The 21222-nt window shown below is 45.2% G+C and carries 5 protein-coding genes; all 5 read left to right on the plus strand.

Annotated elements, in window-relative coordinates; translation table 11 throughout:
* The first annotated feature begins 228 nt into the window (after window positions 1-228).
* The 5 genes from DZC72_RS00040 (at window position 229) to DZC72_RS00060 (ending at window position 21161) form a co-directional block, all read left to right on the plus strand.
* Window positions 229-12666 (plus strand): T9SS type B sorting domain-containing protein, encoded by a 12438-nt coding sequence (locus DZC72_RS00040; protein ID WP_125220910.1) that lies wholly within the window; start codon window positions 229-231, stop codon window positions 12664-12666.
* Between the two features lie 185 nt (window positions 12667-12851).
* Complete coding sequence (locus DZC72_RS00045) at window positions 12852-15968, plus strand: PA14 domain-containing protein (protein WP_165869237.1); 3117 nt, start codon at window positions 12852-12854, stop codon at window positions 15966-15968.
* 202 nt (window positions 15969-16170) lie between these two features.
* Window positions 16171-19347, plus strand: a complete 3177-nt coding sequence (locus tag DZC72_RS00050) for a DUF11 domain-containing protein (protein WP_243641601.1) — start codon at window positions 16171-16173, stop codon at window positions 19345-19347.
* A 68-nt stretch (window positions 19348-19415) separates the two neighbouring features.
* Window positions 19416-20318 (plus strand): ABC transporter ATP-binding protein, encoded by a 903-nt coding sequence (locus tag DZC72_RS00055; RefSeq protein WP_125220912.1) that lies wholly within the window; start codon window positions 19416-19418, stop codon window positions 20316-20318.
* A gap of 9 nt (window positions 20319-20327) precedes the next feature.
* Window positions 20328-21161, plus strand: coding sequence for an ABC transporter permease (locus DZC72_RS00060; RefSeq protein ID WP_125220913.1), 834 nt, complete (start codon window positions 20328-20330; stop codon window positions 21159-21161).
* Window positions 21162-21222 lie beyond the last annotated feature (61 nt).

Genomic DNA, 21222 nt, shown 5'->3' on the forward strand with positions numbered 1-21222 from the left:
CAATTTTTCTTCCATAGCACTGAATTGTTCCCTAAAGATACAACAAACAAGACACTAAGATAAACGGCACCTTTTATCGATAAACCGCTGAATTTATTAAAGTTCAAAAAATCCAAACCTCGAAATAGGTATAGGAAACCACAAAAAAAATGGCATTGGCAACAATACATTGCGCAAAACCTGTTAATAGGTTTTTTTTGAGGATTATAACTCACTTTTTTTATAAAAATGAAAAGAATTCTATTTGTTTTATTACTTGTCATAGGGGTATCGGGCAAGGCCCAATTGAGCGACCTGCACTACTTACCACCATTAAAACAAGGACAAAACAATGCGGGTATTAGGGAGCAAGCCATTTATCTTTCCACACCAGAACCCACCACCTTTACTGTAAATGCTTACAGGGGTACAAACCCAACACCAATAGCCACCTTTAATATATCCAATAATACTCCGGCCACCTGGACCTTGGCCAACGGGGACAATAATATTACCTTGGTAAACAATGCAAACACAGGTGTTGTACTGAACAATAGCGGCTTACGTTTTGAATCCCCCAGTGGAAACCGTTTCTACGTAAACTATCGGGGAAATTCCGCCGCACAGGCAGCTTCATTAACGGCCAAAGGTAGGCAAGCAATGGGCACCCGCTTCAAATGGGGCGGTGTACCTAATTTAGGTGCCGAGGTCTCCAAATCGAATACCCTTGGTATTATGGCCACGGAGGACAACACAACGGTGCGACTTTTCGGATACGATCCCAATTGTGTTTTTAGGGTAGGAAACAACGTGGCTGGAATCACGGCAGACACCTATACAATTACCCTAGATGCCAACGAATCCTTTGTTTTTGAAAATTATGTTGGTAATTCCCCCACCTGGGCAAGCAGACAAGGTTGGATTGGTGCCTCTATAGAATCGGATAAGGATATCGTAATCAGTAACGGTTCCATTAATTTTGGGCGTCAGGAAAACAACAGTAATAGGGATGCCGGTATTGACCAACCGGTTCCTGAAAACCGTTTAGGAAAGGATTACGTATTTGTACGCGGTAATGGTAATACCAATGGATGGACGGAGTTCCCCCTACTTATCGCTACTGAGGACAATACCCAAGTCTTTGTCAATGGTAGTACAATTCCTTTAGCCACTTTGAACAACGGGGATTACATTGAGATTCCCAGTAGTAATTTTTCCTCCAATACGGTGGGAGCCAATATGTTTGTTCAGACTTCCAAAAACGTTTATGCCTACCAATGTATGGCAGGAGCCAGTCAGGTATACACACAAGGTTTGAATTTTGTGGCGCCCGTAAATTGTTTGCTACCGGACGTTATGGACAACATTCCCAATATTAGAGACATGGCGGGGGAAACCGTTACAGGAGGTATGACCATAATAGCGGCGGTCAATACACCGGATGCAAATATTTCGATAACCGATAGCAATGGTCCTGTAACTCTACCTCCATCAAATCCGGTGGTCGGCTCTACTGAATGGAAAACTTTTTATGTTCCCAATTTGAACGGTAATGTGAGCGTACAATCCACCGGACCTATGGCCGTTGGATTTTTTGGCTTTAATGGTGCACGGGGTGTTGCCGGTTATTTTTCAGGTTTTGATACCGTACCAGAGGTTACCCTTGAAATTAGGGGTGGATCTGGATGCTTTGTAGGTTCTGAAATTTTTGAAGCTACAAGTAATTTCGATGCCTACCAATGGTATGAAGATGGCGTTTTGATTCCCGGCGCAAACGGTCCCAGCTACGCGCCCACAGGAGCTGGCGATTTCTTTGTAAGGGGTACCAAAGGACCTTGTACCTATGACAGTAATACCATCCAGGCCCTTTATTGCGACCCGGATGTAGTGCTAACCAAAACTGTGGACAATGATGAAATTATGGAAGGGGAAACTGCCACGTTCACCGTTCGGGTAAAGAACAATGGGGTGGGACCACTTACAAATCTTCGGGTGACGGACAACATCCCCTCCGGACTCACCTTGGAAAATGCCTTCACAATCCATGGAACCTGGAGCGGCAATACTTGGAACATTGGCACCCTAAACGGTGGACAGGTAGCACAATTGGAACTTACCGTACGTGCTGACGAAATTGACACTTTACCCCTATTGGGCCTAATCAATACCGTTACCAATACCCAAGATCAAACGGATACCAACATAACTCCTGATAGGCCTACCGCACTGATTACGGTTCATAATGATACGGACAATGACGGCGTGAGGGATATTACAGATTTGGATGATGACAATGATGGAATCTATGACGAGGATGAATGTGATACCTTGGCCTTCAATATCGCCAATGGAAATGGCCATACCAGCCCCTTAGTCAGTGTGGACAATTATTTGATAGTGGATATATTCAGTTTGGACAACTCGTTCAACTTAAATCTTAACGGGAATGACGTCGCTGGGGAAATTCAATTCCAACTTGGGGCTGCCGGTAATTTCGCCCGCTTTATGGATGGAACGACTTATGGACAATCAGGAAATCCTAATATTTGGACCGTAAACAGTTCCAACGGAAGCCCAACGATTAGGGTGATTATCGATCAATCAGGACAATTTCAGATTTTTGGGGCAAGAAGCTCCAACGGTCCTCTGGAGCCTATGTTCTTGGATACTCCCCCGGCACCTGTTTCGTGGAATCCTTCAGGAAGTAATACGTTCACGCTTGGCCAACAAGTGGTAGGACCAACGAATATGCGGGGTGTACTATTGACCGCCGGTTGCGATACAGATAGTGACGGTATTCCCGATCATTTAGATTTGGACAGTGATGATGACGGCTGTAGCGATGCCAATGAATTTTATAAGGATGGTAATGCCGATGGTGGCGATGATGGTGTATATGGATCAGGTGTTCCTGCGGTAGACCCTACCGACGGTACCGTAAATGCGGCATCTTATGTTCAGGTGTTCGCCCCTGAAATTTTGCTGGGCAACACCTCAGAAAACTTGGGTGGGGCCTCCCTAGCGGGACAGTCCATCAATCTGGGCCAATCGTTCCAATACGTGCTCCGTTTTCAAAATACGGGCGATGACGATGCCACAAACTACTCCATACGAAATATTCTACCTAGCAATGTCGCCTTGGATGGCATCAATACTTCCGATGCACCTGGGGTCACCTCCAATCATGATTCAGTAACCAATGAGATTGTATTTCAGGTGCCCGATAATCTAGTGGAAGTGGGAGACCCTCAATATACCATACGTATTATGGTGACCCTTTCTGGAAATTGTTCGGATTTTATAGATGCCTGCTCGGGAACCTTGGTCAATGAAGCCTATTCTACCTACCAAGGTACATTGAATTCCGCCACCTTTACGGATGAGGGTGGGGCCAATTCAACCTCCCCTTGTGACGTACCTCCACAAGTTGCTACCAACGATATTTTAAGTGATTTGGCAAATTGTAACGTTGCCCGTACCGTTCAGCTATGCGGTGATTTTGCAATATTGACCGCAGGAAGTGGCTTTGCCACCTATACCTGGGCAATCGACGCTAATGGCAACGGACAGATAGACGCCGGGGAACCAGCCATCAATGACGGTAATCCGGACAATAATCCAAGCACCTTGTTGGTAACGGATATCGGAAACTACATCGTTGAAAAATCCGGTGCTACCGGTTGTGTGGACTTGGTAGAACTGATTACAGTGGAACGTTTTGGGACCACACAGACCAACCCCATAATAGACTATTTCAATATGGTCAACGCGGATCCTAATCCGGATAATGATATCCAAGGTGAAATCGTAACCTGTTCCGTTGATGGGGACCTGCTTCCAAAAATATTCCTATGTGGTGAAAATGACGAGGCTACCCTTCAATTGGGAATCTCCGATGCCCAAAGCATCGTTTGGCAGAAATTGAACGAGGGCAGTTGTTCTTCAACCGGTGACGACTGTGCCAATAAGAACGGAACCTGTACTTGGACGGATATGGCTACGCAGGACAACTATACCGTTACAGATAGCGGTGAATATCGCGTGGTCATTAATTATCTAAACGGATGTTTCAGCCGTTTTTATTTTAATGTTTTCAAAAATACGTTGGATCTTGATTATACTTCGGAAGATATTCTTTGTAGTACACCCGGAAAGGTACGCATTACCAATGTTGGATCAGGATATGGTTTTCAGTTGGTGGACGCTTCTGATGATTCCATAGTCGTACCTTTCTCGGCCAATAACGGTCCTAGTTTTGATATTACGAATAGCGGGTCTTACTATGTGGAAGTAACACAGTTAAATCCCATTACCGGAAATCCAATGGACGGTGCCTGTATTTTTACCACGGAGGATATCGGGATTTTGGAGCGCGACTTCCAGGTAAATATTACAACGGTTGCGGCAGAATGCGGTACCCCAGGGGCCATTAATATCCAAGCCTTGAACGTGCTACCCAATTATAGTTATGAACTTCGTTTGGACGACGGCAGTAACAGTGGATTGGGCACTTTTGTGGACAGTCAATTGATTTCTCCAGATAACACCTATTCGTTTACCAGCGTAAATCCAGGTAATTATATTGTTATTACCACTACCGATGATGGCTGTACCGATACCCAGAACATTACGGTACCGGAAATACCGGAGCTTACCCTAAGCGCCGTTACAACGGACAATATTACCTGTAATCCTGGAGTAATCACCTTGACCCCAAATGGAGGTCAACCAAACCCCGACTATTTTATGGCCATTTGGAGCAAAGATGGAACCGATCTGTATCCAAGTCCGCCAAATATGCTGAATATTCAAGTGACGGACCTTCAGACGGCCAGCAACTTTACCTTTTCGGGTGCTTCGGATGCTGGGATTTATGAATTCATTGTATTTGACGACAGTGGATGCTATGCCATTTCGAATTCCGTAGAAATCGAATTTTTGGGCACTCCGTCCATATCGGCGTCCCACACGGACATCATTTGTTCGGATTCGTCCACCTCATCCTTAACGATAAGCGTTGCAGGCGGAACGGCCCCCTATCAGTACAGTTTGGACGGTGTAACCTTTCAAACACAAAATACATTTGTAAACCTATCTGCCGGCTTCTATACCATTTCGGTCATGGATTCCAGCGGAACCCCAACTTCCAGATGTATTGAAACCCTGGAATATGAAATTGACCAACCCTTCCGTTTGACCGCCTCGGCGGCCATTGTGGAGGACGCTTCGTGCAACCCAAGCGGTGCCTTGGTCAAGATTTTAAATGCCAGTGGCGGTGAAGCCCCCTATGCATATAGTTTTGATGGCGGAAGCAATTTTGGTTCCTTGAACGAGCGAAACCTATTGCCGGGAACCTATCAATTGGTTGTACGTGACAATTTAGGCTGTAGCTATGATATGGACCTAACGGTACCGGCACCGGCCGCGGATCCCAACCTTTCCTACACGGTAGATTATGACTGTGATGGCTTGGGAACGATAACGATTAATACATCGAACACGACCGACTTTGACTATACCTACACCCTCAATGGTACTTTGAACACTCCAGCGGATAGCAATGTTTTTGCCAGTGTAGCGGTGGGTACACAGACCATTACCGTTGATTATTCGAGCAGTAGTACACCCGATCAAACGACCTTGTTCTTTGAAAACTTCGGGGCAGGACCTAGCACCCAAATCGGTGAAATTGGTCCAGATTATTGCTTTGAACCTCAAAACGGTTCCTTGACCCCATGTAACCGTGGACCTGAAGGAATATTGGTAAACGGGGAGTATACGGTTACGAATTTTGTGACCAATCCTTTAACTACCTTAACAAGTCCGCAAGATCACACCGGCTTGACCGACGGTCGCTTCTTGGCCATTGACATCTCTACCTTCTCCGATACAGGAAGCCCCGTATTGAACTCCATTCTGTGGGCGAAAAGAGATGTTGAAGTATTGGCCAATGAGGAAATTACCTTGAATTTCTGGGCGTACAACCTCATGAACTTGGGAGGTGCAGGTAACAATCCAGAGGTACTGATAGAGATATTGGACAATGGTGGCACGTTAATCTATAGCGAAGTGGTGCCGGAAATTCCAAAAAACACCAACAACACGGATTGGCACGAGCGTACCATTACCTTCAACCCAGGCGCGAATACAGATATTGATATCGTCTTTAGGAACAATGTAAACAGTAATGATGGGAACGACCTTATTTTAGACGACATTACGGCCTTTCAAGTGCCTTCCGTTTGCCCAGAAAGTCAGGACCTAACCATAGTTGTCGAAGCAAACCAGGCTTTTGAAGCCCAACTATTGTCGGTTACCGACCCAAGTTGCAACGGTTCTGCGGATGGATCCATTCGTTTTGAAGTGGACAACTTTACGAGCGGAATTGGTTTTGAGTATTCTTTTGACGGTACCAACTGGACAAGTTCTTTAACGTCTCCAGTGACAACGGCTGCCTCTTTATCCGATGGTAACTACACGGTTCAAGTGCGGAAATTGGACGATACGGCCTGTGCCGTTTCCTTCCCGATTACCTTGACGGAACCATCGGCTATAGTTCCTACATTAACCCAAATTTCAGACTATACATGCTTTAATTCAGGTGCCACTTTGGAAGCTTCGGCCACTGGTGGAAACCCAAGTTACGAGTACCAATTGGAGAACACCGCAGGAACGGTGATAGCTCCTTATCAGTCCAATTCACAATTTACCAATGTCCCGGATGGGGATTATTTGGTGTGGGTACGGGATACGAATGCCTGCGAAGTATTATTGCCATTGACCAGTGCCGTGACAGTAACGCCACCAGCAGCCATTGTATTTACGACTACGCCTACGGCTTGTTACTCAGGTACCAACGATGGTTCCATACTCGTAGATGTGACTGCAGGTAACGGTGATTATGAATTCAGGATTAATGGCGGCCCCTGGATTACGCCAACGCCGGCATCGGCAACTACCTATACCTTCTCCGGACTTTCCGCGGGCAGTTATGACATTGAAGTGCGTGACCAATTGGGTTGCCCAACGACTCCCAATACCCAAACAGTGGTCATCAGTCCGCTTTTAGAATTGGATGTCGATATAACACCGCTTAGTGCCTGTGGCGACGGATTGATTACAGCCAATGCCACAGGTGGAAACGGCACCCTATTGTACGCCATCGTACCCGCAAATACGAGTCCGGCAGGATTGTACAGTGCCACAAACACCCTAACGGTTACAGAGGCCATGGCCATTGCAAACCCGGCAGGGTATGATGTATACGTTCAAGACAACAATGGTGCTCCGGCCATATGTACGGCAGTTCGTGAAGATATCATCTTTACTCCGGTTGCTACATTATCGATAAGTGCCGTTCCAACGGATCCAGAATGTTATAATGGACTGGGAGCGATAGATATTACCATAACGGGTGGTACAGGCCCTTACACCTATACCTTAATGGACCTAACACCTGCTGACGGAATCGACTATAGCAGAAACAGTGCTAACATTTCTGTCCTTTCATTAACCTACAGTGGCATTGGAACAGGTGATTATCAGGTCACTATTAATGACACCAATGGTTGTACAGTAGTCTCTTCTATGGTAACTTTAAACAATGCCGTGGAAATAACAGCAGATATCATACCGATATTACCCGCGGCCTGTAATGATCCTGATCCATTGGAATATGGATTTGAGTTTGACAATGTGATAACGCCAACCGGTACGGTGGAATATAGCGCCGATGGTGGAACTACATGGCAGGCCTCCAACGAACTGCGAGGTTATGCTTCCGGTACGGAGGTTTTCCCTTCCATTAGGGTTACTCTGGCAAGTGGAACAGTTTGTCAAATGGATTTTGACCGTTATATTATTCCATTCCCATTGGATGACTTGGATATCACCTTAACCGCTGTCATCATAGGCTGTAACGATTTGCAGGTAACCGTTGAAGGTAGTGAGGGAAATCCAATTCCAGGCTATGAATATACCTATACGGACGACCCGGCCAATTTCAATACGTTTGCGGCCAATCCTGCCGTATGGACGGCACCATTGCCAAGTGGTACCGCACATACGTTTGCCAACATTGACCCGGTCACACCCCAGTACCCAGGAGTGCCTTTACTTGTACCCGGAAGGACCTATGTATTCTATGTACGGGACGGAGCAGGTTGTATCAGGCAAAGTAATATATACGTAAATGAAATTCCGGGCATCAATCTGCCTATAGAAATCACAACGGACATACAACCCAGTTGTGATAGTGCCGCAAATGGAAGCATCACTTTTAACTTGAATCCAACGACATCCTATCCAAACATACGATGGGAAATATTCGAACTCGGTAATACAACTCCTATTGAAACAAGTGGTGGTATTGTGACTTACAATAGTAGTATTACGACTACCTTACCCCTTGCCGAAGGTGAATATTATATTAATGTGATTCAAGTGGATGGTAGCAATGCGGATGCCTGTAGAGGCGCGAGTGAAAATGCTTACGTGCCGGAATTGGCACCATTATCAGCGACAGCCACGGCCACAAGGGATATCTCCTGTAACCTACCCGGACTCATTTCGATTACCGGAATTACCGGAGGTGGTGGGGCTCCCTACTCCTATGATATTACCGGTCCAGCCGGGTTTACTGCCTTGACCGGCACCTTGGACAATCCGGTGGAAATTCCGGTGAATTCCCCTGCGGGCAACTATACGGTAACCCTTTTTGACCAATACGGATGTTCCTTTGTGACCAATACGGTTAATTTAAGTTTGACGCCCAACCCAACACTTAGTGTTACCCAAGACAACTGTGTCTCACCCATTACGGTGAACGCTGTTGGAACTTCAACTGCTGGTAACCTTCGCTATGCGATGGTGCCCAATGGCAGTCCGGCACCCACAACCTTTGAAAATAACGGAGGTGTGTTTACCAATGTGATACCGGGAGCGTATGACGTTTATGTTATGGACGGAAACGGATGTACGAACGTAGAGAGTAATTTCATGGTAAATCCGGTATTATCGGCAGATGCTACACTAACAAAATTATTGGATTGTACCGCATCACCCAATGATGCTATAATCGGTATCGAAATTTTGAATGGCTCTGGCAGCTATGAATACAGTATCAGTAATACAGCAGGTGCTCCAGCCGTACCTCAAGGTCCGGTTCCAGGAACTACATTTGATTACCAAGCGCCCATGCCCGGTAACTACACAATTACCATTTACGATACCACTACTCCTAATAGCGCGAGCTGTAACAGAACTTTTATCATCAACGTTCCCAATAGGGTCGTACCGGTCATCAATCCGTCAATCATTGCGAACGATGTAAGTTGTTTTGGTGCCAATGATGGAAGCATTACCATTAGTACCACCAACGGTGCGGCAGCTCCGTATGCTTTTGAGATTACGTCCATGGACGGTGCCTCGATCAGTATTTTGCCGTCGAGTACGACGGGCAATTCGGCCACCTTTACCGGATTGGCCCCTGCCACGGCTGGGGGTTATGTGGTCACCGTGACCGGAAATCCTGCCACCAACAATTGTTCCGTGGATAGTGTGGTCATTCCAATCGGTGAGCCTGCTCTTATTAGCGTTCCTGCGCCTACCATAGTGGAATTTGGTTGTACAAGCGGAAATACCATGGACAACGCTTCCATTTCCATTAGCGGAGTTACAGGAGGTAGCAACAACTACGTACGCTATGTGTTTATTGAAGAGGATGACCCAAATACCGTGGCCGTAGAAGCACCGGTTACGGTTCAGTCCGGAACAAGCCCTACCTATATCGAAACCGATATGGCCGGGGGGATGTATACTATAAATGTATATGATGACCAAGGTTGTTTGGGTACTACCACAGCGACCATAGCCCCCTTCGATTTGATGGGCATACCGACCGTTCATGTAGACAGTGCCATTAGTTGTACCAATGCAGGAGAGGACATTTCCATAGACATCGTTAGCAACGTGACCAGCTTTGCGACCAACCCGGCCAACTATCAATTCAGGCAGTTGCCTTCCGGTGCCTATCAGCCAGGTAATACATTCCTTGATTTGGCCGCGGGCAACTACACATTTAGTATACTAAATGTGAATACGGGCTGCGAGGTTACGGTATCCCATATCGTAGAAGAACCTAACACCTTTGACATTACTATCGGTAATATAACCAATGTGGTTTGCTTTGGCGATGATGGAAGTCTAGACCTCAACGTGGCCGATGCCACGTACACGGGAGATTACAGTTGGGAAATTTTCAATACGGATGGCAGCCCAACAACTAGAACGGACGACGCAGGTACACGTAACGGTTCAGGTACTGTTTCGGGCATTCCGGTAGCTGCTGGAAACTATATAGTGAGAGTAACCCAAGATGCATTTCCTGAATGTTTCCAGGAAAGGTCGTTTACGATCAATTCGCCAACTGCGCCGATAACCTTGAATCCGATTGCCTTGACCGACGTTGGTTGTTCCAATGACCAAGGTACGGCGACCATTACGCCAGCGGGCGGACAGGGTCCGTATAACATAACGCTTACCCCTGCTTTGGGGGCACCGGTAACACGAACAAACGTGTACAGTCATGTTTTCCAAGGATTGAGCGCGGGTACTTATACGGTCAGTGTTACGGATGCCTTCGGTTGTAACCAGCTTACCGGCACCAACAGCTTTAGTTTGGTGGTACCGGACCCAATAACCGGTAGTTCTATAAGCACCACTTTGCTTTGCGAAGGTGATACAGATGCCTCGATTTCGGTAACCTTGAGCCCAAGAAACGTAACGACCAATTATCGTTATGTACTAAATAATTATGCCGATGCGGCGAGAACTACGTTGTTAAGTACTTCGGTGTCGCAAACAAATCCTACGTTCAACAATTTAGGCGCTGGTTTCTATAGTGTTGTCGTCACCGATGATATGGGATGTACCGCTACCTACGATGAGGATATCATTGAACCTGCAGATGTGGAGGCCTTGTTGGTTACCAACCAACCCATGACCTGCCAAAACGGTGCGGAACTATTATTGGTGGCTTCGGGCGGTACGGCTCCCTACCAGTGGAGTGCCGATGGTGTTGTCTTCAACCCAATGAACGAGACCGTTACTGCCGATACACAATTATTCACCAATGTATCCGCTGGAAATTACCGGTATTACATAATGGATAGTAACAGCTGTGTATCCATCCTCTCCAATTCCGTTGGTGTAGAAGATGTACCTCCGCTAACGGTGGACATTGACCCATCCGCAGCATTCATCAATTGTAGCGGTGAGGCTACCGCCTTGATTATAGCCGATGCCGAAGGCGGACTAGGAAATTATCTATTTGCCCTTTTCAGGGATGCGGCCGCCACGGATCAAGTGCGACCCAACCAGAACAATGGTACTTTTGCAGATTTGCCTATGGGAACCTACTATGTACGGGTGCAAAGTGGAGATTGCGAAGTAATTTCGCAAGTGATACAAATCGACGAACCTGCACCCTTAGTGGTAACCCCTGATATTTCGGAAATCAGTTGTTCCGATGCCAACGATGGGGCCGTCACCTTGGATGTCCAAGGAGGCACTGGAGATTATCAATTCGCCATCTCACCCAACCTAAACCAATTTGATGATCAAAACAGTTTTGATGATTTGGAGGAAGGACTGTATATGGTGATAGTACAGGATAGTAATGGCTGTTTTGAAGTAATTGAGTTCGAATTAATTGCTCCTGAGCCATTGGAAATGGAGGCTACCAGTACCCCAGAAGTATGTGCAGGGGATGAAGACGGTACTATTTCTATCGCGGTTACTGGAGGTACAGCACCGTATAGTACTGCCCTAAACTCCAATGAGGAAGATGATTTCATACAAGACCGCCTGCTTTTTGAAAATCTGGCCGGTGGTACTTATATCGTCTTTTTAAGGGATGCCAATGGATGTACTACGAACCAGACCATTATGGTTGAAAACGGTGCCAACCTCAATGCCACGGCAGAGGTAATCTATGAATGTTCCGGGAATACTCCGGACAATAGGATAGCCCTGTCATTGGAAGACCCAAGTGTGGCCGGGGATGTATTATATGCATTGGACTCTACCAATCCCAATGATTATGTATTAGAGCCTGATTTTGCCAATTTGGCTCCCGGAAGTCATTATATTCTATTGGTACATGCCAATGGCTGTACAAACACCATCGACTTTGAGGTGCAAAGTTTTGAACCTCTGCAATTGATTTTAGAACAGAACAATCTAAACGAGATTACGGCGGTGGCATCTGGCGGAAGCGGTGATTACACCTTCTATTTTGGTGATCGAAACAATGGGGAGGACAATACCATTTTTATAACCAGAACGGATACCTATACGGTACGCGTTGTGGATATCTATGGATGTGAAGCGATGGCCACCATTTTCATGGAGTTCATCGATATTGAAATACCCAACTTCTTTACCCCTGATGGGGACGGACAAAATGATCGATGGATTCCTAAAAATATTGAGCAATACCCAGACCTGTTCATCAAGATTTTTGATAGATATGGCCGTGAGGTATATCTACTTGCAGACGATAGGAACGGTTGGGACGGACTATATCAAGATACCGATCTACCAACGGGAGATTACTGGTATATTCTGAAACTAAACGGTGAAGAGGACAAGAGGGAATTCATAGGGCATTTTACCCTATATCGTTAAACCTGACCAAATTATAGGTAAAGCCCGTGCACTTGTTCCACGGGCTTTTTTTTTGCAAAAGGCCATTCTTCATTGACTTGATCGATGAAATACCACAAGAATTGGCCCGTTCACAACAAACTCTTGTCTTCCCCTTATATTCCTTTTTTATTTGTGGTTCTAAGATTTACTAAAAAATAAAAAACGTGTACCCTTCAAAGAAGATACTTTTATTGGTACTTTTTTTCATTGTTGGATTTTCCCATGCGCAATTAAGTGATCTGCATTATTTGCCTCCCTTACGACAAGGTCAAAATAACGGGGCCATACAACAGCAGGCCGTATACCTTTCAACACCGGAAACTACGGCGTTTACCGTAGATGTTTATCAAGGTACGAATCCCGTTCCCATTACTTCGTTTACTATTTCCAATGTAGCACCGGCCATCTACAACCTTCCCAATGGGGACAACGATATCACCTTAGTAACCGAAAGCAGCACCGGGGTGGTCTTGAACAATAGTGGACTCAGATTTGAATCTGCGGGAGGGGAAAGGTTTTACGTAAACTATCGGGGCCGTTCCGGATCACAGGCCGCCTCTTTGACCTCCAAGGGCCGGGTAGCTATGGGAACCCGTTTTAAGTGGGGTGGCGTGCCCAATTTGGGCAGTCATGTTTCCAAATCCAATACCTTGGGAATCATGGCAACAGAAGATAATACAACCATTACGCTTTCTGGGTATGACCCAAACTGCGAGTTTCGGGTGGGAAACAACAGAGCTGGAATAACGGCAAATTCCCATACGATAACCTTGGATGCCAATGAATCCTTTGTTTATGAGACCTATATTGGAAACTCACCTACCTTAGCACATGAAAGGGGCTGGATCGGTGCTTCCATCGTGGCCGATAAGGATATCGTTATTAGCAACGGCTCCCTGAATTATGGTAGACAAGTAGGCAATAGCAACAGGGATGCGGGTATTGACCAACCCGTACCGGAAAACCGATTGGGCAAGGAATATATTTTTGTACGGGGAAATGGAAATAGTAATGGATGGACAGAGTTCCCATTAATTATTGCAACTGAGAACAATACCCAGATTTTTGTTAATGGGTCGGCAACACCCATTGCTACCTTGAACGAAGGTGATTTTTTTGAGGTGCCCAGTAGCAACTACTCCTCCAACTCAGTAGGGGCGAACATGTATATTGAAACTTCAAAAGATGTATATGCTTACCAATGTGTAGGAGGGTCAACGGCGGCTTACACCCAAGGCCTGAATTTTGTAGCACCCGTAAATTGTCTTTTGCCAGATACCATGGACAACATTCCCAGCATTACAGATGCGGCCGGAGTTGCCATTACAGGGGGTGTCACCATTATTGCCGCTACCACTACACCGGACGCTAACATAACGGTCACAGATGGCAGCGGAGCCGTTACGCTCCCAGCCTCCTCTCCAGTTGCCGGTACGACGGACTGGAAAACCTTTTACCTTCCCAGTCTAACGGGTAATGTAAGTGTGCAGTCCACCGGCCCCATAGCCGTTGGTTTTTTCGGTTTCAATGGAGCAAGGGGTCTAGCCGGATATTATTCGGGTTTTGATACCGTTCCCAATATCAATCTACAAATTACAGGAAACAGTTGCCTTCCAGGCGCTATATTGGAAATCGCATCAGGTGAAATCTTCGATGCCTACCAATGGTACAGCGATGGAACTTTGATCCCGGGTGCCACTTCTTCTTCCTATACGGCAATAACGGCGGGAGACTATTACCTAAGGGTAACGCGAGGACCCTGCAGTTATGATTCAAACTCCATATCGGTATATTATTGTAACCCCGATATTGTGCTCAATAAGACTGCGGATATTACGACCGTATCGGAAGGTAATAATGTAACTTTTACCATCACGGTAGAAAACTTGGGCATTGACCCGGCGACCAATCTGGTTGTTTCAGACCCCATACCATCCGGACTTTCCATTCTTTCCACCACTACATCCCAAGGGAGTTGGACAGCTCCCAATTGGAACGTTGGCACTTTAAACAGTGGACAATTGGAAACTCTGACGATTACAGCGGTAGCCGATTCAAACAATTCGGTTGTTCCTGCGGTCTCGGTCACCAATTCCGTCACCAACAGTCAGGATCAAACCGATAATAATATCACTTCGGACAATCCAAACGTAACCGTCATCATTCAAAATGATTTTGACAATGATGGCATTATTGACATTACGGATGAGGACGATGACAACGACGGAATTTTCGATAGTATAGAGTTAAATATATGCGCTGGAGGATTGGACTATGAATTCTATAATCTTTCACCATCAGGGGATACTGTAGATAATATACCAACTTCTGGAGCATTGGCAACGGGAGTTGCGACCAACATCGATGTATCCGGTCTGGCAGCCACCCATACCCCTGGGGATGGGGAAACGTATTCGGTTCGATATACCGGGTATATCGAAATCACCTCGAGCGGCAGCTATACCTTTTTCACCAATTCAGATGATGGCTCCAAATTGTTCATTGATGCCGTTGAGGTTGTAGACAATGACGGATTGCATGGTATGAACGAAGAATCCGGAACCATTACCCTTGCTTCAGGATTTCATTGGCTGGAAATCGTGTTTTTCGAACGCACGGGAGGTGATAATCTCATCGTACAATATCAAGGTCCATCCATAGCCAAACAGAACATACCGTTCTCAATCCTATACCCTGTCTCTTGTGAAAGCGATGCCGATGCTTTCCCGGACCATCTGGATCTTGATGCCGACAATGACACCTGTTCCGATGCCAACGAAGCCTATAGCGACCCCAATACCGATGGAGGCGATGACATGGTCTACGGTTCCGGTGTACCTGCCGTAAACGCCAATGGCACAGTGGTAGCAGCGGCCTACCCTACCCCTGCCGATATGGATACCAATGGCACACCTGAATTCCAAGAAGCAGGAGCCGTACCTACAATCACGGTAGCACCTGTAAATTCGCATACTTTTGTAAACACCGATGACACCTTTTCGTCAACGGATGATGGGGACACCCACCAATGGCAGGTCAGCACGGATGGGGGAACCACATTCAGCAATATTACTGACGGACCCGAATATAGCGGAACAACAACAAACACATTAACCATAATCGCTCCGGAAGTGGACAAGAACGGATATCAGTACCGGGTCCTCATTACCAGCGACACCTTTATATGCGGAAATACGGTCTCTGCCCCTGCAACACTAACGGTTGACCCAAGAACCGTCATCACCAATAGAAGAATAACCATTAGGGTTAATAAAAACTAGTTTTTACTTATTAAGGACCAGCTGCCAACGTAAGGAAAATCAGGTCATTTCAAGTATTCCACACCGTTAATGGATGTTTTGGTTAACGGGATTGGATGATTCACAACAAAAGATTGTCCATCCGGTTGTGTTCGTATTATTTTGAGGCATAGTACGTCATGGTATGGGAATAAAAAATATAGGGTTATTGATCCTATTTTTAATGGTTGGAATTATAAAGGGTCATGCACAATTGAGCGACCTACACTATTTGCCTCCATTAAAACAAGGTAGTAATAACGGATCTGTCCAACAGCAGAGAATTTATCTTTCTACACCGGAAACCAGTGCCTTTACCGTGAACGCCTACGTGGGTACCAGCACAACCCCTGTCGCCTCGTTCAGTATTTCAAATATAAGTCCGGCAACCTATAATCCAGGGAATGGCGATAATGGCATTACCATGGTTCAGAACAATGATACAGGAGTTATCATCAGTACAGCGGGTCTGCGTTTTGAGGCTCCAAGTGGCCAAAGGTTTTATGCAAACTACCGCGGTAGTAGTAATGCCCAATCTACCTCTTTAACAGCAAAAGGTAGACAGGCTTTGGGTACCTCATTTAAATGGGGCGGTGTACCAAATTACGGTACCACAAATGAACAGGGGACATCTCTGGGCATTATGGCCACGGAAGATAATACTACCGTGGATATTTTTGGATATGACCCCAACTGTGAATTTAGGCTCGGTAACGATAGGGATGGACTTTTAGATGATACTATACAAGTGGTTTTGAATGCAGGTCAGTCATTTGTTTTGGAAGCCCATATTGATGAAAGCTCCGCCAACATCGATGGATGGTTGGGAGCGTCTATACAATCGGACAAACCCATCGCCATCAGTAACGGCGGTCTGAACTATGCCGCAGTCAACGGATCGGGCGGTTCTAGGGATGCCGGTATCGACCAACCGGTACCAGAGGATAATTTAGGCAAAGACTACATTTTTGTTCGGGGAGGTGGGCAAAACAGCACTGAGTTCCCAATCATCATTGCCACCCAAAATAATACCCAAATTTTTGTGAATGGCAATGCCACGCCCATGGCTACTATCAATGAGGGAGACTATTTTATAGTTCCAGGTACCAATTATTCCAGTACTTCACCAGGTGCCAATATGTATGTACGGACTTCCAAAGACGCCTATGCCTACCAGAATTTGGCAGGTACCAATGGAATACAAACCGTGGGGCTAAATTTTGTGGCCCCTTTAAATTGTTTGATACCCGATAGGGTGGACAATATTCCGGACATTACCGATGCCGCCGGGACAACTTTGACAGGAGGTATCACCATCATTGCCTCTACAACTACACCCGATGCCAATATCATCGTTACCGATGGTAACGGAGTGGTCACAAAACCTGCCTCCTTGTCCGTTGCCGGTAACCCCGACTGGAAAACGTTTTATATCCCAAATCTAACGGGCAACGTGGACGTACAGTCTACAGGCCCAATAGCCGTAGGTTTTTTTGGTGGAAATGGCAACCGGGGTATTGCCGGCTATTTTTCGGGTTTTGACGTAGCTCCCAATGTAAACTTACAGATTACAGGAACGCAATGTCTACCTGGTTCCAACTTGGTTGTAGTAGGCGAAGTCTTTGACGCCTATCAATGGTTTTTTGACGGAAATCCCATAGCTGGGGCAAATTCTGATACCTATAGCCCCACAGTGGCCGGAGATTATTATGTACGGGTCACCAAAGGGCCTTGTACCTATGATTCCAACAATCTACAAGCGTACTATTGCGATCCGGATATACAACTCATTAAAACCGCCAATCAAACAGCAATCAATGAAGGACAAAACGTTACGTTTACCATTACAGCGCAAAACTATGGTGTGGACCCAGCCACCAATCTTGTAGTGACAGATGTATTACCGACGGGTCTATCGCTGGTAGCGGTATCAACAAGTACAGGTTCATGGACATCCCCTAATTGGAATGTGGGTACTTTGAACAGTGGGCAATTGGAAACTATAACAATTACTGCGACGGCAGATTTTAATACACTTCCTAATCAAATAAGTCACCTTGCAAATATTGCCACAAACAGCCAGGACCAAGTAGACAGCAACCTGAGTTTGGACAGGCCTTCGGTTTCCATTATCGTAAATAACGATTTTGATGCGGATGGAATCGTTGACGTCGTAGATCTTGACGATGATAATGATGGTATTCTTGATTGCACGGAATCAAATGCAACAATTACCAATGGTACCTTTGGTTGGTATTTAAATACTCCCTCAGGAACATTGGCCATGGATAACACCAGCAATCCTGAATTAAATTCCTGGTTCTTGTCCTCTACTTCAAACCTTTCATATAGCGGTATAACCGCGAGTACTCCCTTTAGCGCGGTTCAAATAGATAATATGCCATCAACTTCCCTTGAAGAGGCCTTATATAATAATGACTATATAGAAGTGTCCTTTACCACGGCAGATAATCTATCCAACCCCATATTGCACGATATAAACTGGGGCTGGTATCAACCTAGCGGCGGTGACTCCTATACCATGAGTGCTTTCTTATCGGCTGATGGTTTCATTAGCAGTATACTTACCAAGGAAGATTTGGTCATAACCAACAATGCCACTACATATCAGGTATTTGACCTCATGGACCAAACTTTTATACCACTTTCACCAGATACTACCTATACATTAAGGGTCTATGTATATAATCAAATTGATGACGATGGAGCAAATTATTCATTTTTTGATGACATTAATTTTACCATTTCTTCGTGTCGTGGAATGGACAGTGACTCTGATAGCGTAATAGACAGTTACGAACTTGACTCGGACAACGATGGTTGCTCGGACTCAAATGAGGCCTACAACAACATCAATGCCGATGGAGGCGACGACATGGTCTACGGTTATGGTGTACCTGCCGTAAACGCCAATGGCACAGTAGTAGCAGCGGCCTACCCTACTCCTGCCGATATGGATACCAATGGCACCCCTGAATTCCAAGAAGCAGGAACCGTACCTACAATCACGGTAGCACCTGTAAATTCGCATACTTTTGTGAACACCGATGACACCTTTTCGTCAACGGATGATGGGGACACCCACCAGTGGCAGGTCAGCACGGATGGGGGAACCACATTCAGCAATATTGCTGACGGACCCGAATATAGCGGAACAACAACAAACACATTAACCATAATCGCTCCGGAAGTGGACAAGAACGGACATCAATACAGGGTAATCATAACCAGTAACACTTTTGTTTGTGGTAACACTATTACTGCCCCAGCCGTCCTTACAGTTGGCCCAAGAACCGTCATCACCAACCGACGAATTACCTATAGAATCAACAAGAATTAAGATCATTTTTTGTAACAAAAGTTGCCAAAGCTCGTCAAGTAAGTACAATCAATCAAAAACTACTTGCTTTGAGCACTATACTAAAGGTTAACAACCTCACCAAAAAATTCGGATATCTCACTGCTGTTAAAGATCTTTCTTTTACAATTGAAAAAGGCAATGTGTATGGTATTCTTGGTCCAAATGGAAGTGGAAAATCCACTACTTTGGGTATTGTACTAAATGTTGTGAACAAAACAAGTGGAAACTTTCATTGGTTCGATGGGAATACTTCAACGCATGAGGCCTTGAAAAAAGTTGGTGCCATTATCGAGCGTCCCAATTTTTACCCGTATATGACCGCGGTACAAAACCTTAAACTGGTCTGTAAGATCAAGGAAGTTGGTACGGATAAAATTGATGAGAAATTAGAATTGGTGGGCCTTTTGGACCGAAAGAACAGTAAGTTCAGAACATTCTCCTTGGGTATGAAACAGCGTTTGGCCATTGCCTCTGCCCTACTCAATGATCCTGAAATTTTAATCCTGGACGAACCTACCAATGGTTTAGATCCCCAAGGAATTCACCAAATCCGGGAAATCATAAAAAAAATAGCCTCTGAAGGAACAACCATTCTTCTGGCTTCCCATTTATTGGACGAGGTGGAAAAAGTCTGCAGCCATGTAATCATACTCAGAAAAGGGGAAAAGTTATATTCTGGCCTGGTCGATGGCATGATGGCCACATATGGGTTCTTTGAACTGAAATCGGACAACATGGAAAAACTGGCCATAGCATTGGAATCCCAAAGTAAGTTCGGTGAAATAAAGCATGAGAATGGCTTAATAACAGCCTTTTTAAAAGAGGAAATGGATGCAAAATCCCTAAATGAAGTACTCTTCAAAGAAGGGATTGTGCTATCGCACCTTGTAAAAAGAAAGGAAAGCCTTGAGGAACAATTCCTAACGCTTACCAAAAATCAATCAAACTAAGCGAAAAACATGATACGACTTTTGCAGATAGAATTCATAAAACTTTGGAACAATAGGGCCAGCAAGGTGTTGATCATTTCCTATTTTTTCATTCTAACATCTATAGCGCTAGTTGCCGCCATAAAGTTTGATATTGGTCCGGTAAAATTTCATTTGGCCGAAATTGGTATCTTCAATTTCCCCTATATATGGCATTTCAACACTTTTGTTACGGCCTTTTTCAAACTTTTTTTGGCCATTGTCATTGTCTCCATGATGTCCAACGAGTACAGCAACAAAACAATTAAGCAAAATTTGATTGACGGACTTTCAAAGAAAGAGTTCATTCTATCCAAATTCTTAACCGTAGTTTCATTTTCTGTAGCCTCTACGCTCTTTGTGTTCATTGTTTCCTTGATTTTGGGACTTGTTTATTCTGATTATGACGAACTGTCCATCATATTTTCGGATTTGGAATTTTTGGCTGCCTTCTTTTTTAAACTGATGGGCTTCTTCTCATTCTGCCTTTTTCTGGGAATATTGGTGAAACGTTCCGCCTTTGCCTTGGGGTTTTTGATATTATGGCAAATCTTGGAAGGAATCATCAGGGGACTTATCCGCTGGAAATTATTTGATGGGGATACCACTGACACCATCATGGGCTTTTTTCCTTTGCAATCCATGTTTAATCTTATCAAGGAGCCTTTTACCCGGTTGGAAGCCGTTCAAACCGTTGCGGACCAAGTGGGTGAGCATATCAATCTTAATTACCAAGTTCATTGGTGGGAATTTTTGATTGTTATCGCCTGGACCGCAATATTCATTTATTCGTCCTATATATTGCTCAACAAACGTGATCTATAAAATAGGTAGAACATCGATGTTTTACCCTATTTAACATGTTTTCAGACCTTAAAATTTTCAA

The organism is Maribacter algicola (genome assembly GCF_003933245.1).
Lineage (GTDB): Bacteria > Bacteroidota > Bacteroidia > Flavobacteriales > Flavobacteriaceae > Maribacter > Maribacter algicola.

What these genes read in the sequence shown, in the direction of transcription:
- DZC72_RS00040 (WP_125220910.1), top strand. Translation starts at nt 229, where the DNA reads ATGAAAAGAATTCTATTTGTTTTATTACTTGTCATAGGGGTATCGGGC.
- DZC72_RS00050 (WP_243641601.1), top strand. Translation starts at nt 16,171, where the DNA reads ATGGTTGGAATTATAAAGGGTCATGCACAATTGAGCGACCTACACTAT.
- DZC72_RS00060 (WP_125220913.1), top strand. Translation starts at nt 20,328, where the DNA reads ATGATACGACTTTTGCAGATAGAATTCATAAAACTTTGGAACAATAGG.